Source organism: Corynebacterium meridianum (assembly GCF_016342265.1).
GTDB lineage: Bacteria > Actinomycetota > Actinomycetes > Mycobacteriales > Mycobacteriaceae > Corynebacterium > Corynebacterium meridianum.
Genome location: NZ_JAEIOS010000015.1, coordinates 15,798 through 32,134 on the forward strand (window position 1 = coordinate 15,798; position 16,337 = coordinate 32,134).

Sequence of the window (16,337 nt, forward strand, 5' to 3'; positions counted from 1 at the left end):
GACGATGATCAGAGTCTTGCTCGCTGATGACCATGAGATTGTCCGGCTGGGTCTGCGTGCCGTGCTGGAGGAGACCGACGACATCGAGGTCGTCGGTGAGGTGGCGACCGCGGAGGGCGCGATCGCGGCCGCTCAGGCCGGGGGCCTGGATGTCATCCTCATGGACCTGCGCTTCGGCGCCGGCGCGGAGGGCACGCTCGTGTCCACCGGCGCGGATGCGACCGCCGAGATCAAACGGACGATGAAGAATCCCCCGAACGTTCTGGTGGTGACCAATTACGACACCGACGCGGAGATCATGGGCGCGATAGAGGCGGGTGCCGTCGGTTATCTGTTGAAGGACGCGCCGCCCTCCGAACTGCTGGCCGCGGTGCGTTCCGCGGCGGAAGGTGATTCCGCGCTGTCCCCGGTTGTCGCCAATCGTCTGATGACACGTGTACGTACCCCCCGGACGTCACTCACGCCACGGGAACTCGAGGTTCTCAAACTGGTTGCGGCGGGTTCATCGAACCGGGAGATCGGAAAGGTGCTTTTTCTTTCCGAAGCGACCGTGAAATCGCACCTTGTGCACATCTACGACAAACTCGGGGTCCGTTCACGTACCTCCGCGGTTGCAGCGGCCCGGGAACAGGGAGTGCTGTAGCGAATCCGGCATGAGTTCGCCCCAGCGATCTATTTCCGGTGGGGCGAACTCATGTCAGGCGGTCGGATTGTGACAACTGGGGAATGACTGGACAAATGGTGAAGAACCTCTGGAAATAATCCCGAACCGCAATACCTATTCGGTGGTTTCCGAAAAAAGGAGAACGGTTGACCCGGCGTAACCGGTGTCAACCGTTTCTTTTTCCGTCACCCGGCGGACCAGGGACGGAACTGCTTCCGCAATGCCTCAGTTGGCGGCGTTGAAGGCTTCGACGATGTTGTCCGGGATCTTACCGCGGTCGGCGACCTCGTAGCCGTTCTCCCGGGCCCACTGGCGGATCTCCTTGGTGCGGTTCCGGGATCCGCCGCTGGAGCGACGGCGCTGGCGGCCGCTGCCCGTGGTGCGCTTACGCCCGACCTCGATGTAGCGCTGCAGGGACTCACGGAGCTCGTTGGCGTGCTCCTCGTTCAGGTCCACGGAGTAGTCCGTCCCGTCGAGGGAGAAGTGCACGACGTGCAGTTCGTCCTCGGAGAGGGGGGTCTTGGTCAGATCGTCGAAGTACTGGGTGATTTCCCGTCGTGCCATACCGTTGACTCCTTCATTGTCGTGATTCGTGATCGGTCCACGGAGATCCGATGATGTTCTGCCCGGATACACTCGGATATCCGGGCGCGTGGAGGCGGGATACGCAGCAATCCTGTTCGCTCTATCGGCCCGGTTCGGCTGGAACTGTCCGGTGCCGGGAAAGAAGATCGTATCGCGAAGTTGTAAAAGGATATACAGCTGTACTCGCCGCTTTAATTGGAGGTTATACGATTCCGGTAATTTACACAATGTGGCCGGTGATCACGTGAACTTACTGATTCCCGCACGACGTGCGAACTATAGCCGTCCGGAATTAAATGCGGGCCTGCTACGCCTGAGAGATATTAAGAATTTCATGATGAAATCCATGGATGAAATCTGAGCCACCGTCGTAAATTAATTGATCGTCGTGGCGCACCATTTGTGGTCCCCACCGGGACTTCGCCGTCCGGCTCAATCGTTGGGTTCCGGTACGCAGAAAAGGCTGCCGCTGTCCCGCGGAAGGTGCGGGTGAGCGGCAGCCTGAAGGGGAGGGACTCGGGATCAGCTCCGGTTCTGCAGGCGTTCCTGGATCTGTGCGGCGAGATTATCCAGCTCCCGCGCGACGGTATTGTGGCTCCGCCGGCGCTGGTGGGGGGCCAGGTACTCGGCGTTGTTCACCGCACTGACGAGCTCATCCAGTCGGTCCTTGGCGTCGATCCGGAAACCGGAGGCGACGGGGGCTGACTCGAGATTGTCCCGGATGCCGTCGATACGGGCCTTCAACGGTGCCCCGTGGCCCGAGTAGCGGGCCAGCTGTTCGGTGGTGACGCCGTTGCGGCGGGCCTGCTGCTTCTCCACCTGCTCCCGCGCGAGGGTGACACCCCGGTAGATGAGGGGGAGCGCCAGCGGAACGACCATCCGGGCGGCGGCGGCATAGCGACGCACGCTCTGCGTGTTGAACCGCCCCTGCCTGATCTGAGCCAGCTGGTTCTGCGCCATCTTCTTCTCGTGGCGCCGCTTGGCCTTCAGGCCCTTCTTCTCGGCTTTCAGCAGTTCCTTCTCCTGCTTGGCCAGCAGCTTGGAGCGCCGGTGGTTGAGTTTGGCGGTCTGCTTGACCTCAGACTTCGCCCGGGCCTGCGCGGCCTTGATCTCCGCCTTGGTTCTGGCCCGGCTCTTACGGATCGCCTCGAAAATGCCCATGGTGTCTGTCTGATCTCCCGTTAACGTGGTCGCGGTCGTTTCTTTTCTAGCCTACCCGCAGGTGGGGTTAAGCTGACTGTCATTGTGGAGCTGGACATCGAATTGCAACCGTCGGACCTCGTCGGCTGCCGGTACCGGGTGGTACAGCGGTACCGGTTCGCCGGGCAGTCACCGACCGAGGCCGCGCTGCGTCGTATCGAGCGCGCCGAGGCGGGCAAGAGCCGTGTCCTCGCGCTGCTGCCCACTGCGCCGGAACCGTGGGATCCACCGAGGTTCAGTCGCGTGCACATCGACTCCGACGACGAGAACGCCGAGCTCGAGACGCTGGAGGCGCTCGCCGCGCAGACCACGATCATCACCGGGGCGGTGTTCACCGGAGTCTCCGACGGACGCCGCTGGCGGGCCACCCCGGACGTTCTCGTCCGCGACGGTGACGGGCGCTATCTCCCGGTGATCGTGTCCAACCACCGCATCGCCCGCCCGGAGGAAGGTCGGAAGCAGCCGCTCATCGCCACCGCGCGGCTGGGGCTCGGTGCCCCGTCCACCGGCGCCTACCGGCTCCGGCACCACGCGGTCGACGGCTACCGGCTGGGACTCTCCGCCCGGGCGTTGGCGGGGTTCGGCCTCGACAGTGGACGCGGGGCCGCCATCGGGCAGGACCGGGAGCTGGCGTTCCTGGTGGACACCGGCCACTACCAGGCGGCGTTGTCGACCGCTCTCGCCGCTTCCCTGCCTGATCGGCCACGGCGGCTGAAGGAGTGCGGCGAGTGCCGCTTCTGGTTCGACTGCGGCCCGAGACTCACCGCGGCGGACGACATCTCGCTGCTGTTCCCCGGGGATCGCGCGGAGCGGTACCGGCTGCGCGGGATCGACACCGTGGGTGAGCTGATCGACGCGGACCTCGGGGAGGCCTCCGCACTCGCGGCGGCGTGGCGGGCCCGGATCCCGGTGCTGCGCCGCGTGGAACGGGTCAGCGCCCCCCGGTTCGACGTGGAGATCGACATCGACGTGGAGGCATACCTCGACCAGGGTGCCTACCTCTGGGGCGCGTTCGACGGGCGCGACTACCACCCCTTCGTCACCTGGGGTGGCCTGGGAACGGCCGCGGAGGCCGACACATTCGCGGGATTCTGGGCCTGGTTGTGCTCCGTGCGCGACGACGCCCACGCCCGGGGCCTCAGTTTCGCGGCATTCTGCTACGCCAGGCACGGCGAGAACCATTGGCTGTCCAGCAGTGCCCGCCGCTTCGGCGGCCACGTGAGCCCGGAGGGGCACCGCGTGCCCTCCGAGGCGGAGATCGCCGCGTTCATCTCCTCGGATGAGTGGGTCGACGTGTTCGCCGCCGTCCGCGCCCAGCTCATCGGGCCCCGCGGCCTCGGGCTGAAGACGGTGGCGCCCCAGGCCGGATTCACCTGGGCGGAGACGGAGCTGGACGGCGAGGCGAGTGTGGACATGTACCGGATCGCCGCGGGGCACACCGATGCCGATCCCGCCGCGGTGGCCGAAGCCAGGAGGCGGCTGCTCAGCTACAACGGCGACGACTGCCGGGCGACGTCCGTCGTCCGCGCCTGGCTGGCCGTCGGCGCGCCGGGCACCCCGCCCCTCATGGGCTGAATGCGCCCGCGAGAATCAGCCCGGTGAGCCCGCCGAGAACCATCAGCCCCACCACGATCTGACCGTACGCCGGCCGGTACCGGCCCGTTGCGGTTGCCGGAGTACCCGGATCGTGCGCCTCCTGCGGACGGTGTCTCTGTACGACCACCGCGGTGACCGCGAGCGGGAGGAAGGCACCGAGGCTCAACGCGACGAACACGGCGGGAACGGGCCCCGTGTCCCGGGGGAGGGGGAGCTGGAGAAGCACCAGCGCACCGTTGAGCAGCGTGGACCGCAGCAGCCCGAGGGTGTCCAGCAGACCCATGCCCCGCCGGACGGCGGCCGGCCCGCCACCGATGACGGAGGGAACCAGGAAGCTCAGGACCCCGATCAGCAGCTGCGCACCGAAACCCACGAGCAGCGGCGGTACCGGCAGGGAGACCGCGACATCTCCCCCGTGCAGGGCATCGGCGGCGGCGGTGAGGACACCGACGATCAACCACACCGGTGCGGCGACGACGGCGAACGCGGCGAACGTCAGCCGGTCGCGCGGATCCGCGAGGACATCCCGGACGTTCCCCAGCCACGGCAGGGCGGCGATCGCCCACCCGACGGCGTAGACCACCAGGCCCGCCCCCAGGACCGGTGCCACCCCGACCAGCGCACCGGTCACGGAGGTGGTCAGACCGCAGCCCAGAACGACCGCGGCCGCGACCGTGCGATCATCACCGCCGCGGGTACGCCAGACCGCGGGGAACATCAGCGTGAGGGAGCCGAACGCGGCCAACCCGACGAAGCCCGGGAGATTCAGAAGCAGATGGGCGGTGTACAGTCTCGCCGCCCACGCGCCGGGCACGCCGACGATCAGGAGCGTGCCCGCGGTGACGCCACCCAGCAGGCAGACCGTGGCGAGCACGTACACGGCGACGATGGGCCGGAATCGCCGGGTCCGCTCCGCGGCGTGGTACTGCGCTGCCAGGGAACATCCGTGGAGCACCGCCCCGGCGGCGACCAACCCTGCGCCGGTCAGGGACAGCCGGTGGGACGCGGTTGCCGGGAGCTGACCCGCCAGCAGCAGCACGGTGCCGGCATTCACCACACCGATCCGGTACAGCTGACGGACCTGGTGCGCGCGCGTGGGTCGGTTTCCGGTGAACCGCGCCGTGAAGTACTGGGACCACACCATGATCGAGGTCGTGATCACCCCGATCCCGAGGGCGTGCACCGGGATCCAGGTGCCCACCCCACCGGTCCGGGCGGATACGGTGGCGACGATCAGGAGCAGCAGCCAGCAGGCGACGGGAGCGTTGGCGCGCAGCATCCACCGGCGGCGGGACCATGCGGGCTGCACCGCTGGGGTGTCGGCGGGTGGCGTGGGCATACCGCCAGGTTAACCCCGCCTCCGCGCCGCGTGGCGGCGGATCCGGTCCCAGGTGAGGGCGACGGCGATGAGCAGCTGGACCACCAGGAGTGCGAGCAGCCAGACGATGAGCCCCGACCATCCGTCGCGGACCAGGACCGTTCCGGAGAACCAGCCCACCAGCGAGGAACCCAGGTAGTAGCAGAACAGGTACATGCTCGATGCCTCGGCGCGGTCGGCGGTGGCGAGTCGGCCGATCCACCCGGATGCGGTGGAGTGCACCGCGAAGAAGGCGGCGGTGAACAGCAGGGTCCCGACAACGGTGACCGCCAGGTTGCCGGAGACCGCCATCCCGATGCCCGCCAGGGCGACGAGGACCATCCCGACCAGCACCTTGCCGGGTCCGAAGCGGGAGGCCCAGGCGCCCGCCCGTGCGGAGGACCACGTCCCCGACAGGTACAGGACGAACAGTGCACCGACGAGTGCCTCGGAGAGGCCGAAGCGGTCGATCATCCGGAAGCCCAGGTAGTTGTAGAAGGACACGAACACGCCCATGACGAGAAACGCGGTGACGAACAGTGCGGCCAGCCGGGGGTTGCGCCAGTGGCCGGCCATCGCGGCGAACTCACTGCGGACGTGGAGCTCCTTGCGGGTGAACCTACGCTGCGCAGGCAGTGTCCGCAGGATCACGAGGACGAAGAGTGCGGCGACGAGGGCATCGGCACCGAGTGCCCACCGCCAGGACGCGAACTCGAGGACCCCGGCGGGCACGATCCGGCCGATGAGCCCGCCGAGGGACGTGCCCGCGACGTAGATCCCCATCGCGCGGGACAGGTGCTCGGGGTGGAGTTCCTCGGACAGCCACGTCATGGCCACCGCGGGAACACCCGCCAGCAGCGCGCCCTGCAGCCCACGGCCCGCTATCAGCCACCAGATCCCCGGGGCGAAGGGGAGCAGCGCCCCGAGCGCCACCGCCGCGATCACCGACGCCACCAGGACCCGCCCCCGGCCGAAGCGTTCGGAGAGGATCGAGGCGGGCACGATGGCGAGTGCCAGTGCACCGGTCGTCGCCGACACCGTCAGGGCGGACTGGGTGGGCGTGACACCGAGCTCGGTGGTCAGCGTGGGCAGCATCGCCTGCGTGCAGTAGAGCGCGTTGAAGGTGGCGAGGCCCGCGGCGAGCATCGCCAGGACGGCCCGCCGGTAGTCGGCGTCGCCGCGTCGCAGGCCCTCCGGCAGCTCGGTGGAGTCGGCGGCGGGGGAGGTGGTGCTCATGGCGTCCATCGTGCCGCGCACCGGCTAATTAGTAAAATATGGATAAAGTAGGTAAACGATGCATTTAACGCATGGAAGGAGTCGGTCGTGCCACGCCGTTCCTCACCCCGGCTCGATGACCTCGAAGCGTTCATCCGGCTCGCCGAATCCGGCCATCTCACCGCCACCGCGGAAGAACTCGGGATCCCCCAACCGACGCTCTCCCGGAGAATCGCCCGGCTGGAGGAGGACCTCGGCACGAACCTGTTCGACCGCGCCGGGCGGACGCTGACGCTGAACACCCGCGGGCGGGCCTTCCTCGGCCACGCCCGTCGCATCAGCGCCCTATTCACCGCCGCACGGACGGACATGGAGCGACTCATGGACCCGGAACGCGGCACCGTCCGCATCGACTTCATGCACTCCCTCGGGACCTGGCTCGTCCCCGGGCTGCTGCGCGCCTACCGGGCGGAACACGCCGGTGTGCAGTTCGAACTCCACCAGGGTGCCGTCCGACAGCTCGTGGAACGGGTGCTCCGGGACGACGCTGATCTGGCGCTCGTCGGGCCACGCCCGGATGAAAGCCGCGGGGACGGTGCCGCGCTCGGCTGGCTCCGTCTGCACCGCCAGCCACTGGCCCTCGCTGTCCCGGAGGGGCACCGGCTCGCCGCGGAGGACGGCCCGGTTCCGCTGTCGGACGCGGCCGGGGAACCCTTCATCGGGATGCGCGCCGGCTACGGTACCCGGCAGCTGCTCGAGGAACTGACCATCGAGGCCGGTTTCCGGCCGAACCTCGTGTTCGAGTCGATGGAGCTCAGCACCGTCGCCGGACTGGTCAGCGCGGGGCTCGGGGTGGCACTGCTGCCGATGAACGATCCGTACCTCGCACCGGCCGGCCTGCTGCTCCGCCCACTGGATCCGCCGGCGCACCGCGAACTCGGGCTGGTCTGGCGTGCCGCGGCGTCACCCGCGCCGCCGGTGGACCGGTTCCGGGAATTCGTTTCAGCCGCCGGCGGTTGAGCCGCCGGCGGGGCACGGCGGGTGACGTGCGGTGGATCGGGCACGAAAAAAACCGCCCACCGGCAAAAGCGGTGGGCGGTCAGATCTCGTGGTGCCCTACTTCTTGGCGGCACCGGCGTAACGCTCAGCGACATCGTCCCAGTTGAAGACGTTCCACACGGCCTTGACGTAATCGGCCTTGACGTTCTTGTACTGGAGGTAGAAGGCGTGCTCCCACATGTCCAGCATGAGCAGCGGGGTCAGGTTGGCGGAGATGTTGCCCTGCTGGTCGGTCAGCTGCTCGATGACGAGGCGACCACCGATGTGGTCGTAACCCAGGACCGCCCAGCCGGAGCCCTGCAGGCCCAGCGCGGCACCGGAGAAGTGCTCCTTGAACTTCTCGAAGGAACCGAAGTCCCGCTCGATGGCCTCGGCCAGCTCACCGGTGGGCTCGCCGCCACCGTTGGGGGAGAGGTTCTTCCAGAAGATGGAGTGGTTGGTGTGGCCACCGAGGTTGAAGGCGAGGTTCTTCGACAGTGCGGTGACCTCGTCGCCGATGGTGCCGTTCTCGCGGGCCTTGGCGAGTGCCTCCATGGCTGCGTTGGCGCCCTTGACGTAGTTGGCGTGATGCTTGGAGTGGTGCAGCTCCATGATCTCGGCGGCTATATGCGGCTCGAGGGCATCGTAGGCGTAATCCAGCTCGGGGAGCTCGTAGTAGGTGGTCATGTGAAAATCCTTTCGTATAAGACGGAGCGCGGAACAGGTCCGCGCCGTGGCCCCCATGATAGGTCAAGACAGAATAACGTCACACATCTAGCACGAAATTGTTATAAGTACGTTCGGACGAACATCGCTCCCCGGCGCCTGTCGCCTGCCGCTAAGCGCCAATTCCCCCGGTTAGGGGTAATTCCGCGGGTGCGTCATTCCCCCGCCCCGCCGCCTAGGGTGGTGGTCATGAACACGCACCGAGAAAGGACACCGACATGGGATGGTTGATAGGTCGCGAACCCGAGATGGTCACCGCCGAGAATGCACTCAAGGGAGGCCGGCACCCGGTCCTGGAGGACCCGCGGCCCCACGCTGTTCTCGGTGTCCCGATCACGGGCCCCTGGCGGGACGGGCAGTCCAGCGTCCTCATCGGGATCGGCTGTTTCTGGGGTGCGGAGAAGATCTTCTGGGAACTCGACGGGGTGGAATCAACTTCCGTCGGCTACGCCGGTGGCTACACACCCAACCCCACCTACCGGGAGGTCTGCACCGGCCGTACGGGACACACGGAGGTCGTCGAAGTGGTGTTCGATCCGGCGCGTGTGACGCTGCCGCAGATCATCGCAACCGCCCTCGAGGCACACGACCCCACCCAGGGTTTCCGCCAGGGAAACGACGTGGGCACGCAATACCGCTCCGCCTTCTACACCACCGGCAGTCCCGAGCGTGCCCGTGTCGATGCCGACGTGATCCGCGCGATGGTCGCCGACTACGGCGAACGGCTCACCGGCGCCGGCTACGGCCCCGTCACCACCGAGATCCTCCCGCTCGCGGACACCCCTGCGGGAGACTACTACCGCGCCGAGGACCATCACCAGCAGTACCTGCACAAGAATCCCGGAGGCTACTGCCCCCACCACTCCACCGGCGTCGCCTGCGGGTTGCCGGAGTAGACGCGGGATCGTCATGGGGGCGGGAAGCCGTCCAGGGAGGACAGTCCGTTCTCCCCGTCAACGGCGGGCAACCCGTCCCGGTTCAGCCACACCGCCGCCATACCGGCCCGGCGGGGACCGGCCACATCGTTCGCGAAACTGTCGCCGATCATCACCGCCTCACCCGGTGCGACCCCGAGGAGCTCCAGGGCCTTCCGGTAGCACTCCGGTCGGGGCTTGGCGACGCCCAGATCACCCGATGCGAGCAGCCGCACCCCCGGGAAATCGAGGCCGGTGCGACGGAGCTTCTCGGCCTGGACCTCGGCGACGCTGTTGGTGAGGACGCCGACCCGGACGCCGGTCCCGAGCGCCCGCCGGAGTGCGGGTTCCGCGTCCGGGAAAGCGGTCCACGCCTCGCGGTACAGGGACAGGAAACGACCGAAGAGCTCGTCGCACTCGGGGTCCGTGAGCGTGTGCTCGCCGGTGAACTCCCGCGTGCGTCCGCGACGTTGTTCCAGGTGGCTGACGGCGCCCCGCTCGTAGGCGTCGAACCAGCGTCGCTCGATCTCAAACCAACGATCCGTGTGATCACCGCGGAAACCCAGCTCACGGGCCCACGTCCGGGCGGCCGTCCGGGCTGCGCCGGTGTGGTCGATGAGAGTGCCGTCGAGGTCGAAGATGATCGCTCTGTAACTCACGCCACGTGACGCTAGCAGTATCCGTGTTCCGGCAGGTATGGTGTCCCGCGGCGGTGACCCGGTGAGGCTCCGGTCCCGGCCGATCCGGAACCGATTCCATGGACAGGCAGCTGGAGGAAGCAACGACGTGAACGACCAGACGACCGAGAAGGCGCAGCACCTCATCGACAGCGGGGAGATCGATGATGTCCTCGATGAATTGGGGCAGCGCATCCTCAACGGGGCCATAGTCGAGCTGGAGGAAGCCACCGAGCATCTCGTCGAGCAGCTTTTGAATTCCCGACTCGACTGCCGCGACACCCGCGGTTCGGTGACCGACGTCTCCGAGGTGCTCGCGAGGCACGTCTGGGGAAACTGCGAACGTACCGCCCGGCGGTGGGCGGACCAGACGACCGACGCCGACCGGTTGCTCGCAGCCTTCGCCGCGCTGCGGGATGCGGGGATCGTCTCCGGGATGTTCACCAACTGGAGGGCGATGGACATCCCGCCGGAGAGCCGCGGTGCGGTCCTCATCCGCCGCGACGAATGGCAGGACCTGAGCTTCCTGCGCAGGAGGCGCCTACCGGTCAGCTTCGCCGGTGTCACCGAGGACGAGGCCGAGATCGGTCTCGAGCTCACCCGGGCGTTCCGGGAGGCCGGTCTGGCCGCGTCGGCACCGAATCACGGCAAGGTGACCGTCCGGGTGTTGTGGAAGTGGCACGTCCCGGAGCTCGCGAACGCCTGATCGGGTTCCGCGACTGAAGCGCGATCGGCGGAGTGACGCTGTTTTTGGGGATGGCCGGGCACGTTTGAGGGATAGATTCCTCACATTTTCCACATGAAGCAACACAAACGGGCATTATGGGAAGTGGAAGAACGTACTGCGCCGGTTCGTCGGCGCCCATCAGCCGGTACCACCGGGGCCGGCAGGGAGAAGGTATCCATGAAGGTCAGTGTCGGTAACAAGATTGTTCTCATCGGCGCCGGCGACGTCGGAGTCGCCTACGCTTTCGCCCTCATCAACCAGGGAATCTGTGATCACCTCGCCATCATCGACATCGATGAGAAGAAGCTCGAGGGCAACGTCATGGATCTCAACCACGGCGTTGTCTGGGCCCCCTCCCGGACGAAGGTCACCAAGGGCACCTACGCGGACTGCGAGGACGCCGCCATGGTCGTCATCTGCGCCGGCGCTGCCCAGAAGCCGGGTGAGACCCGCCTCCAGCTCGTCGACAAGAACATGAAGATCATGAAGTCCATCGTCGATGACGTCATGGCCAACGGCTTCGACGGAATCTTCCTGGTGGCCTCCAACCCGGTGGACATCCTCACCTACGCCTGCTGGAAGGACTCCGGCCTGCCCGCCCACCGCGTCATCGGTTCGGGCACCGTCCTCGACTCCGCCCGGTTCCGCTACATGCTGGGCGAGATGTACGAGGTCGCACCGACCTCCGTGCACTCCTACATCATCGGTGAGCACGGTGACACCGAGCTGCCCGTCCTCTCCTCGGCGACGATCGCCGGTGTCTCCATGCGCAAGCAGCTGGAGAAGGATCCGGAACTCGAACCCAAGCTGGAGCGGATCTTCGAGGACACCCGCGATATGGCGTACAAGATCATCGACGCCAAGGGGTCCACCTCCTACGGCATCGGCATGGGCCTGGCCCGCATCAGTCGTGCCATCCTCCAGAACCAGGACGTCGCCGTCCCGGTCTCCGCGCTGCTGCGCGGTGAGTACGGCGAGGAGAACATCTACATCGGCACCCCGGCGATCGTGAACCGCCGCGGTATCCGCCGTGTCGTGGAGCTGGAGCTCACCGAGCACGAGATGGACCGCTTCAAGCACTCGGCCAACACCCTCCGGGAGATCCAGGAGAAGTTCTTCCCGGCAGAGGAGAAGTAGCGACTGCGCGCTGTCCGGGTTTCCGACCACGGTGCTTCCTGGGTCGGCCGGCCAGATGCGCGGCACCGTCATTCACGGCCGACACCGATCTTCCGGCTGTACATCTCTGAATTGTGCCAGTTCACATCGGAGATCCGCTGTGTAGAACAGGGGCTAACGGGTGACCCTTCATCAGGTCACCCGTTAGCCCCTGTTCTAGTTTTTACTGGCGAAGTGTTTGTTTTGCATATAACACTTGAGGCTGTAGGGGATGGTTGTCCAACCTGAAAAGCCTCGTCCACCGGAAGGATTCCACCATGAGAAACACCAGGCAGCGCCGCAGAATGAGAATGGGAGCTTCTCTTCTTTCGGCAGGTACCGTACTCGCAGCCATTGCGGCGCCCGCATCGGCGGCCATCGACACAACCTGTGACAAGAACTCCTATGACTGCGTTACGGTCGAGGGCTACGGACCGTACACCGATACCTGGGCTGACAAGTACTACATCGGAGGAAAACACAACTGCACCCGGTACGCCGCCTACGTCATGGCCAAGCGGGGACTGGAAGACCCGGGACATAGCTGGGGTAACGCGGTGGAATGGTGGGAGAACGCCCCAGGCGAGAAGAACAATGAACCCGCAGTCGGGGCTATCGCCTACTTCGACGCTGAATGGACCACGACGTATTTCGGCGCAGAGTCGAACCTCGGACATGTGGGCATCGTGGACAAGGTCAACGATGATGGCTCCGTTGAGGTTTCGTGGGATTCGTGGGCACCACCGAAGACTGCGGTTCAGGTTTACAGCGGTGATCAGCTTCCGACCGGCTACATCCACATCCGGGATGAGGAAGGCGACAAAGCCGGAGACGACGAGGGTGAGGCCGGTGAGGGCCAGGTCGGCGGGGGTGAAACCGATGGCAGTGACACAGCAGACAGTGGGGACACAAGTGACTCTGCGGGTGGTGGCGACAACCAGGGCGGCGATACCGGTGGTGAGGGAACCGACGATCAGGGCGGCACGCCGGGTGACGGGATCAAGGTAGACGTCGGAGACATCACCAACTCCAGTGGAAACACCTTCAATTCCAGCGAAAACTCCATCGGAGGAGGCGACCTGCTATCCAGCTCCTCGGACAAGGAGGGGGACAGCACCATGAAGCCGGGAGCTATCCTCGCGTTCGCGGGAGCACTCATCGCCGTTCTCGTCGGGCTTCTCGGTGCCATGCCGGGCTTCTCGGCGATACTCGGAGCTCTGGCACACCGCTGATCGGTAGCCTGGAAAGACTAGACGGACCGGGGTGGGGAGTCTCAGGACCTCCCGCCCCGGTCCTTCTCGTTCCGCTCCGGGGAATGGAAGAATCAACGCGTGCCCAACGAACCATCAACGTCCAGAACCCGAATCATCGCGCACCGCGGTGACTGCGAGAACCACCCGGAGATGACCATGCCGGCGTTCGAATCCGCGCTCGCACTCGGCGCGGACGGCATCGAGTGCGACGTACGGCTCAGCTCCTGCGGAACGGCCGTGTGCATCCACGATCCCGTGGTGAACCGCGTGAGCGACGGATCCGGCCGCGTGTCCGCCCTGAGTCTCGCGGAACTGGACCGCCTCAACTTCGGCACCCCGAGCGACCCGCAACCGCCGGTCCGACTCGACGATCTCCTGGAGCTCATCTCAGAGTATCCGGACCGTGAACTGTTCATCGAAACGAAGCATCCCCTCCGCTTCGGACGGGAGCTCGAAGAGCAGATCGCGCTGCGGCTGAGATACTTCGGGCTCCTCGAAGACCCCCGTATCCGGATCATCTCCTTCTCCACCCTGTCCATCCTCCGGATGCGGCAGCTCGCTCCCGCGATCCAGAGGATCCACCTCCGCCGGGACCGGTGCCCCGTCTACGACCCTGTGGTGTACGCCCGCGGCGCGGTGGCCGGCTGGGGCATCTCCGTGGGCAGAGCCAGGGAGAAGCCGTCCCGGATCGGGTACCGCGGGCTTCCCGGGTACATGTGGACCGTGGACGATCCGGCCGACATGGCCTGGGTTGCGGACCACGGCGTGCGGTGGATGGCCACCAATCGACCCGGCACAGCAAGGCGGGTGCTCGGGTGGTAGCACCCGGGGCAGGTCCCTGCGGGTATCTTCTAGGCATGGCCAAAAAGAAGAAGAATGAGAATCTGCCCGAGGGCATGAGCCGCCGCCAGGCGAAGCTCGCCGCCCGCGCCGCTGAACGCGCCGCACTCGACCGGGACCCCCGCCCCTACGACGGTCTCGCCATGGAGGCGGACCTGGTGGCATTGCAGGAGTTCGTTCCCTCGGCTACCGCCAAGCTCACGGTGACGGGCCTCGACGAGCCCGTCACCCTCTGCACCGTCCTGCCCGGTGCCGTCGCCGCAGTCGTCCGCGAGGACGCCGACGGAGGCATCGAGCGCCTCGTGGCGCTCCAGGTGCAGGCACACAGCCACAACCCCGGCCGGGATCTCGCCTACGCGATCAACTGGGTGAAGGACGCGGAGAGCGGACAGACCCTCGAGTCGACTGTCGCGGACGGCAACCAGCCCGACCTCAAGGAGCTGATCGATCCCGCCGCCACCCTGGACGCGACCGCACACGACACCTTCGACTGGTGGCTCGCCGAGGGAAACACCCTCGATCCGCGCCTCAAGCAGGGCATCGAGCAGGCCAACGCGGCGGTCATGCCCTCCGAGGAGATCGCCGCCGACGTCGAGGGCACGATCTGGTGGATCGACCCGGGTGAGAAGGCCCATGTCCGGTGGGTCCGTCTCGAGAACGAGGACAAGCTCATCGCCGCCCTCGCCCGCATCGCCGCCGCCGGAGAACTCAACCTCGGCGAGGGAACCAAGTTCGCCGGTGTGTTCCGCACCCACGGTCTCGCCGTGCCGGTGTTCGATCTCCCCCGGGAAATCGCCCCGGCCGAATTCACCACCCCGCTCGAGGCTCTGGACAAGAAGATCAACCGGGAGCTCGCCAACGACGCCGAGCTCACCGCCGACGAGCGCAAGCAGCTCGACAACATCAAGTCCCGCCAGGTCACCATCCGGTAGCAGCATCCGGGAGACATGAAAGAAGACCCGGTCACCGGAGAAACGGTGACCGGGTCTTCTTTACCCGTTGAAGCCGCCGATTCACCGTAGTGAATCGAACAGGGACCGAGCGGCGGTGTCATCCCACAGCACGACATTGCCCACCGCGGTGTCCTGGAAACCCCCGACCGGGACGGTCTCGGTGACGACACCCGAGCGTATAGCCAGAGCCAGTCGGGCCAGGTTCCAGATGTGGTCGCCTGTGCCCACCGTGAACGTACCGCTCGCGCGGCTGATCAACGGACCCAGCCGGAACGGATTGAGCAGCGTCGTCGGATCCGTTGCCTTCTCCATCAGCGCGGAGAGGAACTCCCGCTGATGGGAGACCCGGTCGAGGTCCCCCATCGCGAATGCACGGCTACGGACATACCCGAGAGCGTCGGGGCCATCGAATTTCTGGCACCCCGCGGGAAGATCGATGTTCGCCAGCGGATCGTTGATGGCCTCTGTCACGCACATCTCGACCCCGCCGACCGCGTCGACCAGACCGGCGAAACCACCGAAACCGATCTCCGCGTAGTGGTCGATCCGGAGCCCGGTCGCCTGCTCGACCGTCTCCGTGAGCAGCTGCGGGCCACCGAACGTGAATGCCGAGTTGATCTTGTTCATCCCGTAACCCGGGACGTTGACATAGGAGTCACGGGGGATGGAGACGAGCGTCGGCTTCGATCCGCGGCCGTAGTGCAGCAGCATGATCGTGTCCGTGCGCCCCACCCCGATGTCCCCACCGGTGCCCAGTGTGTCGATCTCCTCCTGGGTGAGCCCCTGCCGCGAGTCGGAGCCGACCAGCAGCCAGTTCGTGCCCGCTGTGTTCGCCACCTGCTGCGCGGGGGTCGCCTCGACACGGTTCAGCTTCGCGTCGGCCCACAACCCGATGACGACGGTCAGCGTGAGAACCACCCCGATGATGAGGAGAAACGGCGTCATGCACCCCATCCCGCAGCCACGTCGACGTCGGGGCCGGCGGGCTCGGGGGCCGGGCCCGAATTCCCGCCGTTCACCGCCGTGCCGCTCCGGACGTACCGGGCGCGCCGGAGGCTGGGAAGGCGGCGGAACCGGCGTCTCACGACGATAAGTCGGGGCGGGCCGGGCCTCCGGACGGTACTGGACGGGGCGCTCCGGGGGCGGGGTCGGCCGCGAGTACGGGGGACGTTCCTGCGGTCGGGGCGTGTAGCGGGGCTCCCCGCTGTCCCTGCGGGGTGGCCGTACCGGGCGATCCTGCTGTCGTTCGCGCGGGGACTGCCCCCCGCGCGCGTGCCGCCCGGCCTCCGGTCGCGGTCGGGAAGAACCGTCGGATCTGCGTCGCCGGACGGGCCGCCCGAATCGATCGAGTATGGGCCTGCCCCGACTGTCGCGGGCGATGTCGTCCGGTAGATCACCATGATGGGACGGGCCTCGAGAATCCATGGAAACCACCCT

Annotated in this window: 16 protein-coding genes; 9 read left to right on the forward strand and 7 right to left on the reverse strand. The window is 66.6% G+C overall.

Annotated features, from left to right (window positions below):
• The first annotated feature begins 4 nt into the window (after window positions 1-4).
• Window positions 5-643 carry a LuxR C-terminal-related transcriptional regulator gene (locus tag JDV75_RS10190; protein WP_198739142.1) on the forward strand — a complete coding sequence of 213 codons (639 nt, stop codon included), beginning with the start codon at window positions 5-7 and terminating at the stop codon, window positions 641-643.
• A gap of 246 nt (window positions 644-889) precedes the next feature.
• On the opposite strand, the gene JDV75_RS10195 is transcribed toward JDV75_RS10190, so the two are convergent.
• Together JDV75_RS10195 and JDV75_RS10200 are read right to left on the reverse strand one after the other, a co-directional pair.
• Entirely contained in the window at window positions 890-1,228 is a 339-nt protein-coding gene (locus JDV75_RS10195) for a histone-like nucleoid-structuring protein Lsr2 (RefSeq protein WP_198739143.1), read from the reverse strand.
• A 543-nt stretch (window positions 1,229-1,771) separates the two neighbouring features.
• Entirely contained in the window at window positions 1,772-2,410 is a 639-nt protein-coding gene (locus JDV75_RS10200; protein ID WP_198739144.1) for a DUF6474 family protein, read from the reverse strand.
• A gap of 84 nt (window positions 2,411-2,494) precedes the next feature.
• On the opposite strand from JDV75_RS10200, the gene JDV75_RS10205 reads away from it, so the two are divergent.
• Entirely contained in the window at window positions 2,495-4,024 is a 1,530-nt protein-coding gene (locus JDV75_RS10205) for a TM0106 family RecB-like putative nuclease (RefSeq protein WP_198739145.1), read from the forward strand.
• Here the strand turns inward: JDV75_RS10205 and JDV75_RS10210 are convergent.
• A complete protein-coding gene (locus tag JDV75_RS10210) occupies window positions 4,014-5,384 on the reverse strand; it encodes a hypothetical protein (RefSeq protein ID WP_198739146.1) in 1,371 nt (456 codons plus the stop codon). The genes JDV75_RS10205 and JDV75_RS10210 overlap by 11 nt on opposite strands.
• 9 nt (window positions 5,385-5,393) lie before the next feature.
• The gene (locus JDV75_RS10215) at window positions 5,394-6,638 is read right to left on the reverse strand and encodes an MFS transporter (RefSeq protein WP_198739147.1); all 1,245 of its coding nucleotides are present in this window, start codon (window positions 6,636-6,638) and stop codon (window positions 5,394-5,396) included.
• Between the two features lie 87 nt (window positions 6,639-6,725).
• Here JDV75_RS10215 and JDV75_RS10220 point away from each other — a divergent pair, with 87 nt between their 5' ends.
• Window positions 6,726-7,637, forward strand: coding sequence for a LysR substrate-binding domain-containing protein (locus JDV75_RS10220; RefSeq protein ID WP_198739148.1), 912 nt, complete (start codon window positions 6,726-6,728; stop codon window positions 7,635-7,637).
• A gap of 96 nt (window positions 7,638-7,733) precedes the next feature.
• On the opposite strand, the gene JDV75_RS10225 is transcribed toward JDV75_RS10220, so the two are convergent.
• Window positions 7,734-8,342: a superoxide dismutase gene (locus JDV75_RS10225; protein WP_198739149.1), complete on the reverse strand. Its 609-nt coding sequence runs from the start codon at window positions 8,340-8,342 to the stop codon at window positions 7,734-7,736.
• Between the two features lie 257 nt (window positions 8,343-8,599).
• Here JDV75_RS10225 and msrA point away from each other — a divergent pair, with 257 nt between their 5' ends.
• Window positions 8,600-9,277 (forward strand): peptide-methionine (S)-S-oxide reductase MsrA, encoded by a 678-nt coding sequence (msrA, locus tag JDV75_RS10230; RefSeq protein ID WP_198739150.1) that lies wholly within the window; start codon window positions 8,600-8,602, stop codon window positions 9,275-9,277.
• Window positions 9,278-9,288: 11 nt separating this feature from the next.
• Here msrA and JDV75_RS10235 read toward each other — a convergent pair whose 3' ends face one another.
• Window positions 9,289-9,954: an HAD family hydrolase gene (locus tag JDV75_RS10235; RefSeq protein ID WP_248097372.1), complete on the reverse strand. Its 666-nt coding sequence runs from the start codon at window positions 9,952-9,954 to the stop codon at window positions 9,289-9,291.
• A 127-nt stretch (window positions 9,955-10,081) separates the two neighbouring features.
• Between JDV75_RS10235 and JDV75_RS10240 the strand changes: the two genes are divergently transcribed.
• The 5 genes from JDV75_RS10240 to JDV75_RS10260 all read left to right on the forward strand — a co-directional run bounded on the left by JDV75_RS10240 (window position 10,082) and on the right by JDV75_RS10260 (window position 14,879).
• Window positions 10,082-10,678, forward strand: coding sequence for a DUF6891 domain-containing protein (locus tag JDV75_RS10240; RefSeq protein WP_198739152.1), 597 nt, complete (start codon window positions 10,082-10,084; stop codon window positions 10,676-10,678).
• Window positions 10,679-10,876: 198 nt separating this feature from the next.
• A complete protein-coding gene (locus JDV75_RS10245; RefSeq protein ID WP_198739153.1) occupies window positions 10,877-11,836 on the forward strand; it encodes an L-lactate dehydrogenase in 960 nt (319 codons plus the stop codon).
• Window positions 11,837-12,132: 296 nt separating this feature from the next.
• Entirely contained in the window at window positions 12,133-13,086 is a 954-nt protein-coding gene (locus JDV75_RS12130) for a CHAP domain-containing protein (RefSeq protein ID WP_198739154.1), read from the forward strand.
• Between the two features lie 99 nt (window positions 13,087-13,185).
• The gene (locus JDV75_RS10255) at window positions 13,186-13,929 is read left to right on the forward strand and encodes a glycerophosphodiester phosphodiesterase (protein ID WP_248097364.1); all 744 of its coding nucleotides are present in this window, start codon (window positions 13,186-13,188) and stop codon (window positions 13,927-13,929) included.
• Window positions 13,930-13,964: 35 nt separating this feature from the next.
• The gene (locus JDV75_RS10260; RefSeq protein ID WP_198739155.1) at window positions 13,965-14,879 is read left to right on the forward strand and encodes a DUF5926 family protein; all 915 of its coding nucleotides are present in this window, start codon (window positions 13,965-13,967) and stop codon (window positions 14,877-14,879) included.
• Between the two features lie 81 nt (window positions 14,880-14,960).
• Here JDV75_RS10260 and JDV75_RS12420 read toward each other — a convergent pair whose 3' ends face one another.
• The gene (locus JDV75_RS12420; RefSeq protein WP_198739156.1) at window positions 14,961-16,325 is read right to left on the reverse strand and encodes an LCP family protein; all 1,365 of its coding nucleotides are present in this window, start codon (window positions 16,323-16,325) and stop codon (window positions 14,961-14,963) included.
• Window positions 16,326-16,337 lie beyond the last annotated feature (12 nt).

What these genes read in the sequence shown, in the direction of transcription:
- JDV75_RS10190 (WP_198739142.1), top strand. Translation starts at nt 5, where the DNA reads ATGATCAGAGTCTTGCTCGCTGATGACCATGAGATTGTCCGGCTGGGT.
- JDV75_RS10195 (WP_198739143.1), bottom strand. Translation starts at nt 1,228, where the DNA reads ATGGCACGACGGGAAATCACCCAGTACTTCGACGATCTGACCAAGACC.
- JDV75_RS10200 (WP_198739144.1), bottom strand. Translation starts at nt 2,410, where the DNA reads ATGGGCATTTTCGAGGCGATCCGTAAGAGCCGGGCCAGAACCAAGGCG.
- JDV75_RS10210 (WP_198739146.1), bottom strand. Translation starts at nt 5,384, where the DNA reads ATGCCCACGCCACCCGCCGACACCCCAGCGGTGCAGCCCGCATGGTCC.
- JDV75_RS10215 (WP_198739147.1), bottom strand. Translation starts at nt 6,638, where the DNA reads ATGAGCACCACCTCCCCCGCCGCCGACTCCACCGAGCTGCCGGAGGGC.
- JDV75_RS10225 (WP_198739149.1), bottom strand. Translation starts at nt 8,342, where the DNA reads ATGACCACCTACTACGAGCTCCCCGAGCTGGATTACGCCTACGATGCC.
- msrA (WP_198739150.1), top strand. Translation starts at nt 8,600, where the DNA reads ATGGGATGGTTGATAGGTCGCGAACCCGAGATGGTCACCGCCGAGAAT.
- JDV75_RS10245 (WP_198739153.1), top strand. Translation starts at nt 10,877, where the DNA reads ATGAAGGTCAGTGTCGGTAACAAGATTGTTCTCATCGGCGCCGGCGAC.
- JDV75_RS12130 (WP_198739154.1), top strand. Translation starts at nt 12,133, where the DNA reads ATGAGAAACACCAGGCAGCGCCGCAGAATGAGAATGGGAGCTTCTCTT.
- JDV75_RS10260 (WP_198739155.1), top strand. Translation starts at nt 13,965, where the DNA reads ATGGCCAAAAAGAAGAAGAATGAGAATCTGCCCGAGGGCATGAGCCGC.
- JDV75_RS12420 (WP_198739156.1), bottom strand. Translation starts at nt 16,325, where the DNA reads ATGGATTCTCGAGGCCCGTCCCATCATGGTGATCTACCGGACGACATC.